At 50.8% G+C, this 17,011-nt stretch carries 19 protein-coding genes; 4 read left to right on the top strand and 15 right to left on the bottom strand.

Annotated features, from left to right (window positions below):
* The 9 genes from ACJ67_RS07090 to gltX all read right to left on the bottom strand — a co-directional run bounded on the left by ACJ67_RS07090 (window position 1) and on the right by gltX (window position 8,486).
* Complete coding sequence (locus tag ACJ67_RS07090; protein WP_049638476.1) at window positions 1-588, bottom strand: flavoprotein; 588 nt, start codon at window positions 586-588, stop codon at window positions 1-3.
* 12 nt (window positions 589-600) lie between these two features.
* Complete coding sequence (locus ACJ67_RS07085; RefSeq protein ID WP_049638475.1) at window positions 601-1,935, bottom strand: adenylosuccinate synthase; 1,335 nt, start codon at window positions 1,933-1,935, stop codon at window positions 601-603.
* 41 nt (window positions 1,936-1,976) lie between these two features.
* Entirely contained in the window at window positions 1,977-3,131 is a 1,155-nt protein-coding gene (locus tag ACJ67_RS07080) for an ATP phosphoribosyltransferase regulatory subunit (RefSeq protein WP_049638474.1), read from the bottom strand.
* Between the two features lie 127 nt (window positions 3,132-3,258).
* A complete protein-coding gene (locus ACJ67_RS07075; RefSeq protein ID WP_049638473.1) occupies window positions 3,259-3,438 on the bottom strand; it encodes a DUF2065 domain-containing protein in 180 nt (59 codons plus the stop codon).
* A gap of 24 nt (window positions 3,439-3,462) precedes the next feature.
* Window positions 3,463-4,332 carry a protease modulator HflC gene (gene hflC / locus ACJ67_RS07070; protein ID WP_049638472.1) on the bottom strand — a complete coding sequence of 290 codons (870 nt, stop codon included), beginning with the start codon at window positions 4,330-4,332 and terminating at the stop codon, window positions 3,463-3,465.
* A 21-nt stretch (window positions 4,333-4,353) separates the two neighbouring features.
* On the bottom strand, window positions 4,354-5,547 hold the full coding sequence (gene hflK / locus ACJ67_RS07065) for an FtsH protease activity modulator HflK (RefSeq protein ID WP_049638471.1): 1,194 nt from the start codon (window positions 5,545-5,547) through the stop codon (window positions 4,354-4,356).
* 48 nt (window positions 5,548-5,595) lie between these two features.
* Complete coding sequence (hflX, locus tag ACJ67_RS07060; RefSeq protein WP_049638470.1) at window positions 5,596-6,723, bottom strand: GTPase HflX; 1,128 nt, start codon at window positions 6,721-6,723, stop codon at window positions 5,596-5,598.
* A gap of 3 nt (window positions 6,724-6,726) precedes the next feature.
* Window positions 6,727-6,969 carry an RNA chaperone Hfq gene (gene hfq, locus ACJ67_RS07055; protein WP_018985423.1) on the bottom strand — a complete coding sequence of 81 codons (243 nt, stop codon included), beginning with the start codon at window positions 6,967-6,969 and terminating at the stop codon, window positions 6,727-6,729.
* A gap of 110 nt (window positions 6,970-7,079) precedes the next feature.
* Window positions 7,080-8,486 carry a glutamate--tRNA ligase gene (gene gltX / locus ACJ67_RS07050; RefSeq protein WP_049638469.1) on the bottom strand — a complete coding sequence of 469 codons (1,407 nt, stop codon included), beginning with the start codon at window positions 8,484-8,486 and terminating at the stop codon, window positions 7,080-7,082.
* 116 nt (window positions 8,487-8,602) lie between these two features.
* Between gltX and ACJ67_RS07045 the strand changes: the two genes are divergently transcribed.
* Window positions 8,603-8,941 (top strand): hypothetical protein, encoded by a 339-nt coding sequence (locus ACJ67_RS07045; protein WP_049638468.1) that lies wholly within the window; start codon window positions 8,603-8,605, stop codon window positions 8,939-8,941.
* A 55-nt stretch (window positions 8,942-8,996) separates the two neighbouring features.
* Here the strand turns inward: ACJ67_RS07045 and rimO are convergent, their stop codons facing one another.
* The 6 genes from rimO to rluD form a co-directional block, all read right to left on the bottom strand.
* Complete coding sequence (rimO, locus tag ACJ67_RS07040; RefSeq protein WP_049638467.1) at window positions 8,997-10,331, bottom strand: 30S ribosomal protein S12 methylthiotransferase RimO; 1,335 nt, start codon at window positions 10,329-10,331, stop codon at window positions 8,997-8,999.
* 12 nt (window positions 10,332-10,343) lie between these two features.
* On the bottom strand, window positions 10,344-11,264 hold the full coding sequence (locus ACJ67_RS07035) for a ZIP family metal transporter (protein ID WP_049638466.1): 921 nt from the start codon (window positions 11,262-11,264) through the stop codon (window positions 10,344-10,346).
* Window positions 11,265-11,370: 106 nt separating this feature from the next.
* On the bottom strand, window positions 11,371-11,793 hold the full coding sequence (locus ACJ67_RS07030) for a hypothetical protein (protein ID WP_049638465.1): 423 nt from the start codon (window positions 11,791-11,793) through the stop codon (window positions 11,371-11,373).
* Window positions 11,794-11,802: 9 nt separating this feature from the next.
* On the bottom strand, window positions 11,803-12,450 hold the full coding sequence (locus ACJ67_RS07025; RefSeq protein WP_049638464.1) for an HAD family hydrolase: 648 nt from the start codon (window positions 12,448-12,450) through the stop codon (window positions 11,803-11,805).
* Between the two features lie 135 nt (window positions 12,451-12,585).
* On the bottom strand, window positions 12,586-13,314 hold the full coding sequence (pgeF, locus tag ACJ67_RS07020; protein WP_049638463.1) for a peptidoglycan editing factor PgeF: 729 nt from the start codon (window positions 13,312-13,314) through the stop codon (window positions 12,586-12,588).
* A 2-nt stretch (window positions 13,315-13,316) separates the two neighbouring features.
* The gene (gene rluD / locus ACJ67_RS07015; RefSeq protein WP_049638462.1) at window positions 13,317-14,420 is read right to left on the bottom strand and encodes a 23S rRNA pseudouridine(1911/1915/1917) synthase RluD; all 1,104 of its coding nucleotides are present in this window, start codon (window positions 14,418-14,420) and stop codon (window positions 13,317-13,319) included.
* A gap of 47 nt (window positions 14,421-14,467) precedes the next feature.
* Here rluD and ACJ67_RS07010 point away from each other — a divergent pair, with 47 nt between their 5' ends.
* The 3 genes from ACJ67_RS07010 (at window position 14,468) to ACJ67_RS07000 (ending at window position 16,985) form a co-directional block, all read left to right on the top strand.
* A complete protein-coding gene (locus tag ACJ67_RS07010; RefSeq protein WP_049638461.1) occupies window positions 14,468-15,301 on the top strand; it encodes an outer membrane protein assembly factor BamD in 834 nt (277 codons plus the stop codon).
* A 157-nt stretch (window positions 15,302-15,458) separates the two neighbouring features.
* Window positions 15,459-15,962 (top strand): sigma-70 family RNA polymerase sigma factor, encoded by a 504-nt coding sequence (locus ACJ67_RS07005; RefSeq protein ID WP_049638460.1) that lies wholly within the window; start codon window positions 15,459-15,461, stop codon window positions 15,960-15,962.
* A gap of 63 nt (window positions 15,963-16,025) precedes the next feature.
* Window positions 16,026-16,985, top strand: a complete 960-nt coding sequence (locus ACJ67_RS07000) for a FecR domain-containing protein (RefSeq protein WP_049639814.1) — start codon at window positions 16,026-16,028, stop codon at window positions 16,983-16,985.
* Window positions 16,986-17,011: the final 26 nt, after the last annotated feature.

Raw genomic sequence — 17,011 nt, 5'->3', positions numbered from 1 at the left:
TTACTCAGTCAGCTGATCTAGCACCTGTATGCCGTCATGCAAGCTAAGATCATGTAATGCCGCCAGCCGCTGCATGATGGTATCTTGCAATGCAGCCATATCTTCGACCACACTGGTATCTGCAAACAGCTTCAGTTTAGCCACGTTATCGAGATCAATCTGGCGTGGGTATACTTTCACCACATTATCCCGCGGCGCTTCAGACTCAAGTTCCGGCGCCGTATCACAGGCAAATACAATGCTATGGACGCGTGTTTTACCCGCCTGTGCAAACAGGTTAGTCACCAAGCTATCTGAAAAGCCATACGTCATTTTGGCAATGGTATTAGAGGTCGCTGGCGAAATGACCAAGGTGTGGTAAACACCCTCATAAAAACGCTCGACCGGCACACTGCTGGCAGTTTTATCCTGGTAAACCTTGTGGCCGGTGGCTTCAAGGGCAGATTGAAAACCATATTGCTGGATAATCTCAGCCGCCGCACGGCTCAGGTAAATATCCACATCCTGCAAGGTTTGCAAAATGCTGAGTGACTCACGCAGGTAGTGGCCTGAACCGGTAATGGCCCAGGCTAGTCGTTGTGCACGCATTTCAAGCACACCTTAGGCAAATGGATGTTGCAGGACAATCGTTTCGTCACGCTCAGGGCCCGTAGACACAATGGCGATCGGCACGCCACAGACGGCTTCCAGGCGTTTGAGGTAATGCTGTGCATTCTTGGGCAAGGCATCCCAGGTTTTCACGCCAAAAGTGGTTTCACTCCAGCCTGGCACCGTTTCATAGATAGGCTCACAACGGGCCACGTCATCCGCGCCGACAGGCAGCATATCGACCACTTTGCCATCCAGTTTATAACCGGTACAAATATCTAGCGACTCAATGCCATCCAGCACGTCCAGTTTGGTAATACACAAACCGGTCAAACCATTGATGCGGGCCGAGCGACGTAAAGCCGCAGCGTCAAACCAGCCACAACGGCGCTTGCGCTTGGTCACGGTACCGATTTCCTGGCCTTTGTTAGACATCTGGTAACCCGGCGCACCTTCAGTTTCAATATCCAGTTCGCTCGGGAATGGGCCGCCACCAACGCGTGTGGTGTAAGCCTTGGTGATGCCCAATACATAATGCAACATATTGGCGCCTACGCCTGTGCCTGCTGAGGCCTGACCGGCGATACAGTTACTGGAAGTGACATAAGGATAGGTGCCATGGTCTACATCCAGCAAGGTTCCTTGCGCGCCTTCAAACAACAGGTGTTCGCCACGTGCATTGGCTTCATACAAAGCTGCAGAAATATCAGCGACCATTGGCTTCAAAGCAGACGCGTGCTGCATGCTGGCATCATATTGCTGCTGGAAATCTACGGCCGCAGCGCCCAGATAATTGGTTAACACAAAATTGTGATAATCCATCACTTCGCGCAGTTTTTCTGCAAAGCGCTCTGGATAAAACAAGTCATACACGCGCAAGGCACGGCGTGCCACTTTATCTTCATAAGCTGGGCCAATGCCTTTACCAGTTGTGCCGATTTTCTTATCTGCGCTACGCTTGGCCTCACGGGCCAGGTCAACGGCTACATGATGGGACAAAATCAGAGGGCAGCCAGGGCTTACTTTCAGACGGTTTTTGACATCGAGACCGCCTTGCTCCAGCGTGGAAATTTCGTTCAGCAAGTGGGTTGTATCCAGCACAACGCCATTGCCGATGTAGCAATTAACACCTTCGCGTACGATCCCTGAAGGCACCAGGTTGAGCTTGTATACCTTCTGTTCTGTACCCTGCCCGACCACCAGTGTATGCCCTGCATTGTGGCCTCCCTGGAAGCGAACCACACCTTGGGCATGGTCGGTCAGCCAGTCTACGATTTTACCTTTACCTTCGTCGCCCCATTGGGTACCAATCACAACGACGTTTTTTGCTTGCTTGGATTGTGTCATGTTCAATAAATATCTTGTAAAAACAAAAATGGGGCGCTGACTTAAACAGCCACCACCTGCCAGCGACCATCTACCTTTTGCAAGGTACGGTCACAAGCTAATTCAGAATAGTTCACCGGCATATCGGGCAAGGCTTCCACCACGACTTGCCCCTGGGAACGCAAGGTGTCAATCAGTGACAGCAACTCTGCGTCTGTCGCCGCAGGAGCCAGAATGCCTTTGTGTAATGCCGCAGGGCCCAAGGCTTGCAAAGCCCCCCGTAAATCCAGGCTAAAGCCGGTCGCAGGACGAGCGCGGCCAAAAGCAGCACCGACCTCGTCATAACGGCCGCCTAAGGCAATTGGACCCGCATACCCCTTGGCATAGGCAGCAAACACCATACCACTATGGTAGTGGTAACCGCGCAACTCGCTTAAATCTATGGTGACGGTGACATCAGCACTACTCAAGGCTTTAGCCACTGTTTCGAGTTCAAGCAGTGCCTGCTCCATCGCCTCAGAAGCTGGCAATAAGTCACGCGCCTGTTGTAAGACTTCTATCCCACCATTTAATTGTGTCAGCGCAACAAAATGACGACGCGACTTCTCAGGCAGGTTGGCCACCAGCTCTTCGACCAGGGTAATATCCTTTGCCTGCAGGGCCGCCTGCAGCTCCTGCTCTTGCTGCACACCCAGCTGTGCCATATGGGACAAGCTAGCAAAAATAGCTGCATGACTTAAATCGACAAACAAGGTGCGCATACCCAGCAACTGCAAAGCCTTCACCATCAGGCGCTGCACTTCAATATCGCTTTCTATCCCTGCATGGCCGTATAACTCTGCCCCTAGCTGCAAAGGCTCACGTGTACGTGCCAACCCATCCGGTTTGGTACGCAACACCGTGCCGGCATAACACAGGCGGCAAACCCCCTGATGGTTCAGCATGTGCGCATCAATGCGTGCCGCTTGCGGTGTCGTGTCTGCACGCAAGCCCATCAAACGTCCAGTCAGCTGATCGACCACCTTAAATGTGGCAATATCAAGATCATGTCCTGTCCCTGTCAACAAGGATTCCACATACTCCATCATGGGAGGAACGATATATTGATAGCCATGGACACGAAACAAGTCCAGTAATTGCCGGCGATAAGATTCAAGACGTGCCGCTTCTGCAGGCAATACATCTTCAATATATTCTGGAAGTAACCAATTATGCATCCCGCCATTATACCCGCAAACCCCCACCTAAGGCACGGGTTTAGCAATTGTGATGCGTGCCTGATCAAGCCACTAACAATAAAAAAGCACACGCCAAGGTGTGCTTTTTTATCACTATTTAAAACGATCAGCGGTTAAGCCACATCAGCAGCAACCCAATCAACGCAGAAGCAAACCCGATAAACCGGATTTGACCATCCCGGAGCTGCAATAACTTTTCAAAGGTCTGGCGCCAGGCCTGGGTGAAGAACAAAGGCATTAGCCCCTCAACGAGCAACACCCCACCGATCACCCACCACCAATTCATACAGGCACCAGTTAAACCGGAAAGTTACTTCTTGCCGCTGCTACGCATGTATTTGAAGAAGTCTGAGCTTTGGTCTATCACCATCACGTCAGACTTGCTTTTGAAGCTGTTTTTATAAGCTTCCTGGCTGCGGTAGAAGGCATAAAACTCAGGGTTTTTACCAAATGCCTGCGCATACACTTCAGATGCTTTGGCATCGCCCTCACCTTTGATTTTTTGCGCATCGCGGTAAGCTTCAGCGATAATCACTTCACGTTGCCGGTCTGCATCTGCACGGATTTTCTCGGCTGCGGCTGCACCTTGGGAACGCAACTCGTTGGCAACAGATTTACGCTCGGCTTCCATACGTTGATACACTGATTCGCTGACTTCTTTAGGCAAATCCACACGACGCAAACGTACATCCAGGATCTGGATGCCCATCTGGCGGCTTTCCTTGTCAGCGCGCTGGCGCAAGATTTCCATGATCTCGGAACGTTCACCCGACACCACGTCATGGATGGTGCGCTTACCAAACTCGGCACGCAAACCGTCATTGACCATCTGTGACAAACGACGCTCGGCCTGTACTTCATCACCACGTACGGACACATAGTATTTAGACGGATCAATAATGCGCCATTTCACAAACGAATCGACCAGCACGTTTTTCTTCTCGCTGGTGATAAAACGGTCAGGCTCTTCCCAGTTTAGGGTCAGAATACGCTTGTCGTAATAGCGAATATTTTCAACCATAGGCATCTTGAAATAGAGGCCAGGTTCGCTTTTAACCGACACAATCTCACCCAGTCGGAATACCAGCGCGTATTCACGCTGGTCTACGGTATAGGCCGAAGAGGTAATGATCACTAGTAAGACAAAAACCCCGATTAACAGACTTCCAATATTTCTCATAATGTATTTTCCCTCGGCAGACTAGCGATATTCGCGATCACGGTTTCTCATGGCATCGCGAGAACGATCCAGTGCACTTGAGTCTGCTTGCGGCTCCTGCGCTGGCTTGTCAGTTGCCGTGGCAGATGCAGAAGCTGCGCTACCACCCGCCCCGCTCATTGTCATCAGCTTATCCAGTGGCAGGTACAGCAGGCTGTTGCCGCCTTTCTGGTCAACCAGCACCTTACTGGTGTTGGACAATACATGCTCCTGCGCATCCAGGTACAAACGCTGGCGCGTCACTTCAGGCGCCTTATTGTATTGCGCCAAAATCTGCTCGAAACGGTCGGCATTACCCTTGGCTTCGTTTTCAACACGCAACTTGTAACCCGCTGCCTCTTCAGCCAAACGGGCAGCAGTACCGCGCGCTTTAGGAATGACATCATTGGCATATGCCTGGCCTTCGTTTTTCTGCCGTTCCAGATCCTGCTTGGCTTTTACTGCGTCGTCAAAAGCAGCCTGTACCTGCTCGGGCGGCTGGGCATTCTGCATGGTGACGTTCACAATGTTAATACCTGATTTATACCGGTCCATCATATCCTGCATGAGTTTTTTAGCTTTGGCTGCCACATCATCGCGACCTTCATAGAGCACAAAGTCCATTTTGCTTTTACCGACGATTTCACGAATGGCTGTCTCAGCCACGCCTCGCACGCTTTCTTCTGTAGACCGGTTGCTGAACTGGTAGTCCTCAACAGACTTCAGGTTATATTGCACTGCCACCTGCAGATCAATGATGTTTTCATCATCGGTTAGCATCAGCGATTCGCGCAGCTCTTTGCTACGGCCGGATTCGCTATCAAATGAGCGATAACCCATTTCTATGGTGCGCACCTGCTCAAGGTTGACGTTTTCGACCGTTTCAATCGGGAATGGCAAATGCCAGCGTGGACCTGGCATAGTGGTTTCCACATGCTTGCCAAAACGCAGGACCACCCCACGTGAACCCTGGTCAACAATATAAAATCCGGAGCCCAGCCAAATCAATGCCACAAGGCCCAGGATAGGCATCACCGGTAACGATTGTGGCACAGGCGGGGTGCCTCTGGGACCACCTTGACCACCCTTATTGTTACCAAATAACCGATTCAGCTTTTGATTCAAATCCTTGAACACCTCGTCCAGATCCGGCGGACCCTCATTGTTTTTATTCCAAAAGCCTGGAAATTTCTTCATGCGTGTACTCCGTATTTTTTGATTTGTCAGGCAATGATCCAGCCCGCCTTAGACATAAGCACTTTCTTCCGTGCTCAGTTTCTTCAAATATTGCTGATGCTCCAGTAGCGCCTGGCGCAAGTCGTCCATACCAATGCCATCTTTGGCTGAGACGCGAACAGTACGGATATTACCATACTCGTCGCGGTCGATTCCCGGCGCCATACCCATGCGGTCAATCTGGTTAAGCACCAGGATTTGCGGCACTTGTGCAGCGCCAATCTCGTTTAGCACGATATTCACCTGCTCAATTTGTCCATCGCGGTTCGGGCTGGCGACATCAACCACATGCAGCAGCAAGTCAGCCTGCGCAGCTTCTTCCAGCGTTGCACCGAATGCTTCAATCAGCGTAGTAGGCAAATGCTTGATAAACCCTACCGTGTCAGATAACACCACAGGATATCCCTCTGGCAAATGCATCTTGCGCGAAGTCGTATCCAGGGTGGCAAACAGCTGGTCGGCGGCATACACGCCGGAATGCGTCACCCTGTTAAACAAGGTCGACTTACCCGCGTTGGTATATCCAACCAGCGACACCGTCATCAGGTTTGAACGTTTGCGCGCACGGCGTTGCATGCCACGTTGCTGCTTGAGCTTGGTCAGCTTTTCGCGCAACTGCTTGACGCGTACTCGCAGCATCCGCCTGTCCAGCTCCAGCTGCGTTTCACCAGGGCCGCCACGCACACCGATACCCCCTTTTTGACGCTCCAAGTGTGTCCAGCCTCGCACCAGGCGCGTAGACAAATGCTCTAACTGCGCCAGCTCTACCTGTAATTTCCCTTCATGCGATTGCGCGCGCTGGGCAAAAATATCCAGGATCAGGCCGGTGCGGTCGACTACGCGGGCCTCAAGCAGCTTTTCGAGGTTGCGTTGTTGCGATGGGCTCAAGTCATGGTTAAAGGCAGCCACTTTGCTTTCGTGGGCCGCCATTAAAGCCTTCAGCTCATCAGCCTTGCCAGAGCCAATAAAGTACTTGGGATCAGGAGCGTGACGCTTGCCTTCGAGCGTCGCAGAGATATTAAGTCCGGCAGTGCCGGCGAGGTGGCGGAGCTCTTGCAAACTTTCTTCGTAATCAGTATCACCAAAGTTAACACTGACCAGAATGACGGCATCTCCGCCGCTTGGTCTATCAAACATGCATTAAGATTCTTGCGTAGATTCGTGTGGTCCCAAACTGACTGGACGCGCTGGAACGATGGTTGAAATAGCGTGTTTATATACCATTTGCGTCACTGTGTTTTTTAACAGAATGACATACTGGTCAAAAGAATCGACCTGCCCTTGCAGCTTAATACCGTTAACGAGGTAAATAGACACTTGTACATGCTCTTTTCTCAGGGCGTTCAGAAAAGGGTCTTGTAGCATCTGGCCTTTGTTATTCATCTATTGCTCCTTGTTTTGTTTTAATCGTATTGGAGTTTTATTATCTTGAACACCAATCCCTCATAATGACTATGATTGTACTAATTTGTTCCAATTTCAATCCCCGCACATTATTTTTTTGGAAATAATGCGCGAATGCGCTGCAAACAGGCGTCTTTACCCAGAATGGACATCACCTGATCAATGCTGGGTGACTGCGCAATGCCGATTAAAGCCACCCGCAATGGCATAGCCAGTTTGGGGAATTTAATCTGCTGCTCAGTCACCACCTGATTCAGCGCATCGTGTAATTTATCGGCAGCCCAGTCAGAATCTTGAGTCTTTTGCAGGAAACTTTCGATATAACCCGCAGTTTCTTCCTGGAGATGCTTAGCCGCATCCGCTTCATTGATCGCAGGCATCTGGTAAAAGAAAGCGATTTCTTTGGCCAGCTGATTCAGGTTATTGGCCCGCTCACGGTATAAATTGAGCACGGCCAGCAAGTCTGGCGATTGTGTTTCCGTGATCCCCAGAGCCGCTAAGCGGGGCTTTACTTCGTCAGCAATACGCTCAAGTGGCAACGTCTTGATGTAGTGCGCATTGAGCCAGTTGAGTTTCTCGGTATTAAATTGTGCGGCAGACGGGGTGATATGGTCTAAATCAAACCACTCACAGAATTGCGCCATGCTGAACACTTCGTCATCGCCGTGTGACCAGCCCAGACGTGCCAGGTAATTGAGTACCGCTTCACGCAAATAACCATCTTCGTGGTATTGCATCACGCTCACCGCACCGTGGCGCTTGGATAATTTCTGACCATCGTCGCCAAGAATCATTGACAAATGCGCATACTGCGGCACTTGCGCGCGAAGGGCTTTGAGCATATTGATCTGACGCGGCGTATTATTCACGTGGTCATCACCACGAATCACCTGGGTGACGCCCATCTCCCAGTCATCAACGACGACACAGAAGTTATACGTCGGCGTACCGTCAGCCCGGGCAATGATCAGATCATCGAGCTCGGCATTGGCAATCTCAATCCGGCCTTTCACCATATCATCCCACGCCACCACGCCATCCGTCGGGTTCTTGAAGCGTACGACTGGCGGCACATCTTTAGGTGGCTCAGGCAGCACTTTGCCTGACTCAGGACGCCAGCGGCCATCGTATCGCGGTTTGATCCCTTGTTGCATCTGGCTTTCACGCAAGGCATCCAGCTCTTCTTTACTGCAATAGCAATAGTAGGCATGACCTTCATCCAGCATTTTCTGGATGATTTTCTTGTAGGTATCCATGCGCTGCATCTGGTAAAACGGGCCTTCATCATGATCCAGTTCTAACCAGGCCATGCCATCCAGAATCGCCTGCACGGCTTCAGGCGTAGACCGGGCAACATCGGTATCTTCGATACGCAGGATAAACTTGCCGCCGTGGCGCTTGGCATAGGCCCAGGAAAACAGTGCAGTGCGTGCACCGCCAATATGAAGATAACCGGTAGGACTCGGGGCAAAACGGGTTTTAACAGCTTGTGACATGATGACTCTCATAACGCTCAAGCTGACTATTTTAACATGGGCCTTGCACTCTCGCCTGACTACAACATACCTGGCGCGAGATTGAAGCCAACGCACAAACGGGTTATGATGCCGCCATGACGCAACTCCCCTCCTCCAGCCACGAGATTCATGTCGGCGAGCTTTACGGCAAGCCTGCAGCGCCTGGACAAACCAGTGCCATTTATCATGTGGTCGCCGTGCACAAGCAAGGCATTACCCTGCAAAACATGGATAACCCGCTGAGCCAGTTTGAAACCACGGCCAGCAAATTGCTGCAATCCGGTTACGTGCGACTCAGCCAGACGCCTTATGTTAACCTGGCACAAACGGCCAAACGTAAAAACAACCCTTCCAGCAAACTCAAACGCTGCCCTTACACGCACGACTTCTTTGCCGACCGCGCAGACTGCGAAAGACCACAAGTCGCTGCCTGAAAACAAAAATGCCGCAACTGCGGCATTTTTTATAGCTGATGCAAACACTCAATCATTAAAACTCTGGCGGCGCACCAATCAGGTCGTGGCCTTGTGAATCCACAATCTGCACATCGACAAAATCACCCGGATTCAGGCCATCCGCATCCTGCAGGTAAACAATCCCGTCAATTTCAGGCGCATCGCCTTTAGTACGGGCAATCGCAATCACATTGCCGTCATCGTCCTCGGTCAGTTCATCGACCAGCACCGTTTGCAGGCTGCCGATTTTTGCGGCGACTTTCGCTGCGCTGATACGCTCTTGCACCTCCATAAAGCGACTCAGGCGCTCCTGCTTCACTTCCTCAGCCACCTGGTCTGGCAAATTGTTCGCTACCGCGCCATCGACGGCCGAATAGGCAAAGCAGCCGACGCGGTCCAATTGCGCTTCTTCCATAAAGTCGAGCAGCATCTTGAAATCATCTTCGGTTTCACCTGGGAAGCCAACGATAAAAGTACTGCGGATAGCGATTTCAGGACAAATATCACGCCAGGCTTTGATGCGCGCCAGGTTGTTTTCACTGCTGGCCGGGCGCTTCATTGACTTGAGGATACGCGGACTGGCATGCTGCAAAGGCACGTCCAGATAAGGCAAAATCGCGCCTTCTGCCATCAGCGGAATCACATCATCCACATGCGGGTATGGATAGACATAATGCAAACGCACCCACACCCCCAGCTCGCCGAGTGATTTACTGAGTTCGGTCATATGCGTTCTGATTGGGCGGCCGTTCCAGAAGCCTTTACGGAACTTCATGTCCACGCCATAAGCAGAGGTGTCTTGTGAAATCACCAGAATCTCGGATACGCCTGCATTGACCAGACTTTCTGCTTCATTCATGACATCGCCAATAGGTCGGCTGACCAGGTCACCACGCATGCTGGGGATAATACAGAAACTGCAACGGTGATTGCAGCCTTCAGAGATCTTGAGATAGGCATAATGCTTGGGCGTCAGGCGTATACCTTGGGGTGGTACAAGATCAGTATAAGGATCATGTGGCTTGGGCAAATGGGTATGCACGTGCCCCATCACCTCTTCCAGCGCATGCGGGCCGGTCACTGCCAACACACTAGGGTGAGCGCCGGTCACGACGTCTTTTTTAGCACCCAGGCAACCGGTCACAATCACTCTGCCATTTTTGTTGAGTGCCTCGCCAATGGCATCCAGTGACTCCTGCACGGCAGAATCAATAAAGCCGCAGGTATTCACCACCACCAGGTCAGACTGCTCATAACTATTGCTGATTTCATAGCCCTCAGCACGCAACTGGGTCAAAATGCGCTCGGAATCTGAGCCTGCCTTGGGGCAACCCAGCGAGACAAAACCGACTTTAGGCGAACTTTGCATGATATTTCTCTCTTAACCTTCTACCAACCACTTGGTCAGGGCGACAGAGGCGACGCCCAATACAATTAACAATAACTGACTCAGGGTATCGCGTAATGCCGTGCGTTTATGTAACCCAGGAATCAAATCAGCCACCGCAACGTACAACATACTCGCCGCGGCCAGGCTCAGAATATAAGGCACCCATTGCTCCACTAGATTCAACCCCAGGTAAGCAAGCAGGCCACCTGCCAGTGTGGCCAGACTGGAGGCGATATTGAATAAAAATGCTTTTTGCTTGCTGTAGCCAGAGTGAAGCAAAATCAGGAAATCCCCGACCTCTTGCGGAATCTCATGCGCAATGATGGCCAGTGCAGTCACGAGTCCTACTTGCATATCGACCATAAACGCAGCGCAAATCAGGATACCGTCGACAAAATTGTGAAAAGTATCGCCAATCATGATCATCAGACCACTACGTCCATCGTCGTGCGCATGTGCATGATGATGGTGTGCCAGCATTTGTGTCGGTACTGCTTGCGGTAGCTTGAACTTGATGACCCCCTGCGGTTTTTTGGTCACCTGCTGTTCCGGGTGCAGTTCCGGGCAATGCGCCTCATCATGCATCGCATGCATTTCGCAGTGCTCACCATGACAGTGACGCCATAACACCAGTTTTTCCAGTGTAAAAAACAGTAACACCCCGAACAGCATGGTCGCTGTCATGGCTTCTACATTAGGGCTGGTTTCAATGGCGTGCGGTAAAATCTCGAGAAACACGGCCGCCAGCAAGGCACCAATCGCATAACTCACCAGCAATGGCACCCATTGCTTACGCGCATTGAGCGCAAACAAGGCCGCCACACACACGCTTAAGACTCCGCCGAGCAAACAGGCCAGCACCATCGCGCTGAAGGGAGTCATGTCAGAAAAAAAAGTGGTCAAGGCAGTCATGCTGTGTTTATGGCAGGAAGGCGCGCATTATACGTGAGTTATCAAAAAAACAAAGCATAAACAAACAGTTATCCTTTGAAAACCCGGCCTTTACCCAGGCATCAGGTTAAATAAATTGCGCCACAATATAGCCAATCACAATACCGACCAGCAAAGCCATTGTCAGTCCGCGATACGTGAGCACATCACGCGAATAGCCACGCCGAATGGCAACATAGGACACCAGGTAGCCCATGGCATTGAGCAGCCATATAAAACTAAAGCTAAGCACTTTAACAATGATGGGGCCAATCAATGGCACCAGGCCGATCACGCCAACGAGCCACACAAACAGCCCTGAGACCAGACCAATCAGCACCGCCACCCCGGCAAGCACACGCGTATCCCAATCGAGGTAAATGCCCACGGCCACTAATGCTACCAGGACGATGGCCAGCAAGACCATGAATGGCCACGCTTGCACATTCGTGGCAGTGAACCCAGGAGCAGAGGTTGCCGGATGTCGACGAACGCGTAGTTTTTTGAGCATCAGTTCATCCTAAAGCGTTGCAACCAGGCCAGGCAAGGCTTCTACTTGTGCGCAGCGATACCAATACGGTTTGCACTGTGCGACATCTCCGGCATACCCCCAACTGACGAGGGCAAAGTCCATCTGGTTGGCATCGGCTGACTGGCCGTCTTCCAGACGGTCACCGATATATAAGCAGTCGGTAACGGACAGACCATGCTCAGTCACCACCCGTCCTATCATCTCGGCCTTGGACTTCAGCGCTGGCTGAAAGTAATCCAGCGCATAGACACCCATAAACAATCCGTCCCATCCCAGATGTGCCATGATTTTCTCGGTGGGGAAATAGCGTTTGTTGGTCGCGATATAAAGATGGTAGCCTTGCGCCTGCAATTGTTGCAACATGCTTGCGACGCCTTCAAACACCGCGGACTGCTGAAAACCGGTGGTGTCGTAATGCTGCTTGAAGGCCGCTGCCAAGGTGTTCAGCAACGTGGTATCTTCACTTCCAGAAAGCCGCTTTAAGGTTTCCATCAACGGCGGCCCAATCACATCTTGCGTTAACGGTGCAGCCAATGGCGTATTGGTGCTGCTAAATGCCAGACCAAAGCAATGCAAAATGCTGGGCGCGGAGTCAATCAATGTACCGTCTAAATCAAAAATTAAATGCTGTTTCATAAAAAGGTTATTGAGTCTTTGGAACGACTTTTTAATTGTTTAGCCACAGAGGTCAAAGAGCACACAGAGGAAAACAAAAAACACCATTCACAATGCTTTTTTCTGTGACCTCTGTGTTCTCTGTGGCAAAAATATTTATTCCAGCCAGATAAAGCTGCCCATACGGCCGGTATCGCCATCCCGTCGGAAGCTGAAAAAAGTTTCCGGCTCGCTGTAAGTGCAGCGTCCGCCGCCATATAACTGCGTCACACCCAAAGCGTTCAAGCGCTGCCGGGCAATCGCATACAAATCCCCTACCCACTTGTCGCCGCGCGGTTTAAAGGCTAAAGCCGCCTGCGCGTCTTTGGCAATAAACTGCGCCCTGACCTCTGCGCCTACTTCAAACGCATCCGGGCCAATGGCAGGCCCCAGCCAGACCATGAGTTGACCTGCCTGTACGGGCATGGCTGTGACTGTAGTTTCAATCACGCCATCACACAGGCTGCGCCAACCAGCATGAACCGCAGCAACAGCAGTGCCAGCCTGGTCGCATAGCAATATTGGGAGGCAATCTGCGGTCATTGTCACGCACACTATCTGCTTACGGCTGGTAAAACTGGCATCAGCGCTCTCCAGGCAAGACGATAAGGCGGCATCAATCACGCGTGTGCCGTGCACCTGATTCAGCCATACTGGCTCACTAGGCAGGTATGCGCTGAGCAATTGCCGGTTGGCTGCCACATGTTGCGGATTATCTTTAACATGGTCACCGAGATTGAGACTGGCATAGACGCCCATGCTCACACCGCCATGTCGTGTCGTCTGCAAGGCTTTAACATTGGCTGGCGCGGGCCAGTCGGGTGTGATCAATGGCAACTCAGCCATGATTACGCCTCATCTTCCCAGTCTTCATCATCCAACTCGGCATCATCAACATCATCGTCGCCCCAATCCTCATCGTCGTCACCCATAAACAGGCCATTTTCGTCGACATTAAAGTCAACCAGAGGCACTTCTTCCGGAGGCTCGGTCACGCGCATGGCTTCCAGCAATTCACGCATATCATCCGCCAGTTCAATTTGCCACTCCATGGGCTCATTGGTGACCGGATGTATCAACCCCAGCTTGATCGCATGCAATGCCTGGCGTTTAAAGTTACCGATGACTTCACGCAGTTCTGGCGTCATCATTTTGTGCGGAATAATATTGCCGATGCCATAGAGCGGGTCGCCCACCATGGGCGCTTTCAAATGTTGCAGATGCACACGAATCTGGTGCGTACGACCGGTTTCCAGGTTACAGCGCAAATAAGTGTTCGTGCCAAAGCGCTCCAGAATTTCATAATGCGTTACGGCTGGCTTGCCGCGGCGTACCACCGCCATTTTGACGCGCTGATGCGGATGGCGGCCTATGGGTTGGTCCACCTTGCCATTGCGCCACAATTGACCCCAGACAATCGCCCGGTACTCTCGCTTGACCGTGCGCGCTTGTAACTGCCGCACCAGACTGGTCTGCGCTTCCAGCGTCTTGGCCACGACCAGCAAGCCGCTGGTGTCTTTGTCCAGCCGGTGCACAATGCCTGCGCGCGGGATATCTTTCAAGGTCGGCCAGTGAAACAGCAAAGCATTCAGTAAAGTACCGCTCCAGTTACCTGCGGCGGGATGCACCACCAAGCCGGCTGGCTTGTTGATAATAATCAGGGCATCATCTTCATAGACAACGTCTAAAGGGATATCTTCGGGTTCAAATGCGTTTTCCTGCGCATTTTTTGGCGGCGTGATATCCAGTTTCTCACCGCCCCAGACCTTGGTTTTGGCGGTGGTTGGCTTGCCATCCAGCAACACCAGTTCCTCTTTGATCCAGGCCTGCAAACGGCTACGAGAATGATCCGGCAACATTTGCTGCAAAGCCAGATCAAGACGCTGCCCGCCGAGACTGCCAGGAACGACCAGATGTAAGGAGGTGCTTTCTTTCATATTTTCAAACGGCATCAGTTATAATGCCCTGAGTTTCCTTAGATAAAACAACATTAAACAACATGCTTCGCATTTTACCGCTTAACACCCTGTTCACGCGTGCTTTTATTTTTATCGGTGCGCTGGCCTTGAGTGGCTGTGCCATTTTTGGTAACCCCAACCCGCTTGACGAAACCAAAGGCTGGAGCGAACAGCGCCTATACGCTGCGGGCCAGGAAAAGATGGCGGATAAAAACTACGATAAAGGGATCGAGTACTTCCAGAAGCTAGAAGCCCGTTATCCGCACGGCGTTTATGCGACGCAAGCACAACTCGAAGTTGCCTACGCCTATTACAAAAAATCCGAATCGGTGTTGTGTTTATCTGCGATTGACCGTTTTATCAAGTTGCACCCTAATCACCCCAACCTCGACTACGCTTACTATCTCAAAGGCCTGGCAACCTTTAACGAGCGCGGCATCATTGAAAAATACACCAAGCAGGAAATCAACGACCGCGATCCAAAAACCCTGCGCGTCTCGTTTAATGCGTTTAAAGAACTGGTTGAGCGCTTCCCGACCAGCCGTTATGCCAAAGACGCCACCCAGCGTATGATTTACCTAGTGAATACCTTGGCCATGCACGAAATGCATGTGGCACGTTATTACATGCAGCGCAAAGCCTATGTTGCCGCACTGAACCGTGCCCGCTATGTATTGGAAACCTACCCTAACTCAAGCTCGGTGGAAGACGCACTGGTCACGCTGGTGAGTGCCTATGACGCCATGGATTTGACCGACCTCAAAAATGATACTTTGCGTATCTTGAAAACCAATTATCCTGAGAACCCGATGATCACCGGCAAGATCAATGAAGATGAAAAAATCTGGTGGAAGTTCTGGGAAAGTCTGTACTAAGCAGATTAACTATATCACTCTAAAAACGCCAGCTAGCTGGCGTTTTTTAATTTAGACCTTATGATTTAACACTACTTACCATTCACATGATTGACAGTGATATGTCAGCGTCATATCATATTGAGAATAATTATCAATAACAGACAACATACTCCCTGTGGATGCCTCACCGCAACAAGAAATTCATACCATCTATCATGCCCATCATGGCTGGTTAGTCGGTTGGCTAAAGCGGCGATTAGGTTGTATACACCATGCCAATGATGTAGCTCATGACACCTTCCTGAGATTAATTACCAAATCCTTAAGCATTTCACAGGTAGATGAACCACGTGCCTTTTTAACTACCATTGCACATGGCCTCATGGTAGATCAGTTTCGGCGCAACGCGGTCGAACAAGCATACCTGCAAGCGCTTATCCACCTGCCAGAAACACTTGTCCCTTCTCCCGAAGAACAGATGGCGCTGATGGAGATCATATTACAGTTAGATCAGTTATTAAATGGGCTCAAGCCTGTCATCCGTACAGTGTTCCTGCTTTCCAAGCTGGAGGGACTGACTTATCAGGAAATCTCATCGACATTGGGAATTCCGTTACGCACCATCGAGAGCCACATGGCCGTCGCGTTACGACATGTACTCAGCATGAAGCTTTCCTGAAGGCGCGTATTCATGCTACCTGCTGTAGATTCACGTTCACCCGATCAGATACCAGCTTCCGTCATGGAAGAACTGATTACATGGTCAGTAAAACTGAGTTCAGGTTCTGCCAGTGTCAAGGATGAAGAGCACTTTCTGCAATGGCGCGCCCAAGATCCCATCCATGAAGCAGCCTGGCAAAAGTTACATGCCATGGAACAAGAATTAGGGGCTGTTCCAGTCAATAAGAGACCTATCGTTACGCAAACAATGGCGCTCATGGAAAAGCACTCGCGCACAACCAAACAAAAACAGGCGTTCAAACACATTGGACTTTTGACGGGGGTTGCTGTTTGCACACTGGCCTTCGTACTAGAGCAAGTTGGACCTTGGCACCAGCAAACTCATCTGGCGACCACGATTGGTGAACGCTCAACATTCACCCTATCTGATGGCACGCAACTAACGCTCAATACTAATACGAGTGTCGATGTTCATTACGCCTTGCTTAAACGTGAAATCGTATTAAATACAGGAGAAATTTATCTGGAAACAGGCAAAGATACACAAGGCCTTTTCGGCCGACGGTCTTTCTGGGTAAACACAAAACAAACCAAGCTGGAAGCGATTGGCACCAAGTTCTCAGTCTATCAAAAAGAAGAAAATACACGCCTGTATGTCACTGAAGGGATTGTGGCTTTACATAGTGGCAAGCACACGCCGGTGCGCGCCTATGCAAATGAATCATACAGTGCACAAGGCACCGCTTTGCCCATGAGAACAGAATCACAGCAAGAGCCAATGGCTTGGTTAGACGGCGTGATTGTCGCCAAACAAATGCGCTTGGATGAATTGATGGCAGAACTCACCCGCTATCAAACACTGTCCGTTCGCTTTAGTTCGGACACTGCTGGCTTGCAAGTATCAGGTGTCTTCCAGCTCAATAGAAAACAGCCAGCAGAACATGCTTTGAATACGATTGCACAAACTTTACCTATTCGTGTTACAAAACAAAACGATCATTTCCTGATCAGAAAAAAATAATTTGAAAAAATCTGCGGGTTTTTTCA

It is taken from the genome of Methylophilus sp. TWE2 (assembly GCF_001183865.1).
In the GTDB taxonomy this organism is placed as follows: Bacteria; Pseudomonadota; Gammaproteobacteria; order Burkholderiales; family Methylophilaceae; genus Methylophilus.
The sequence above is the reverse complement of the archived record's forward strand: the minus strand, read 5'-3'. Positions and strand labels throughout refer to the sequence as shown.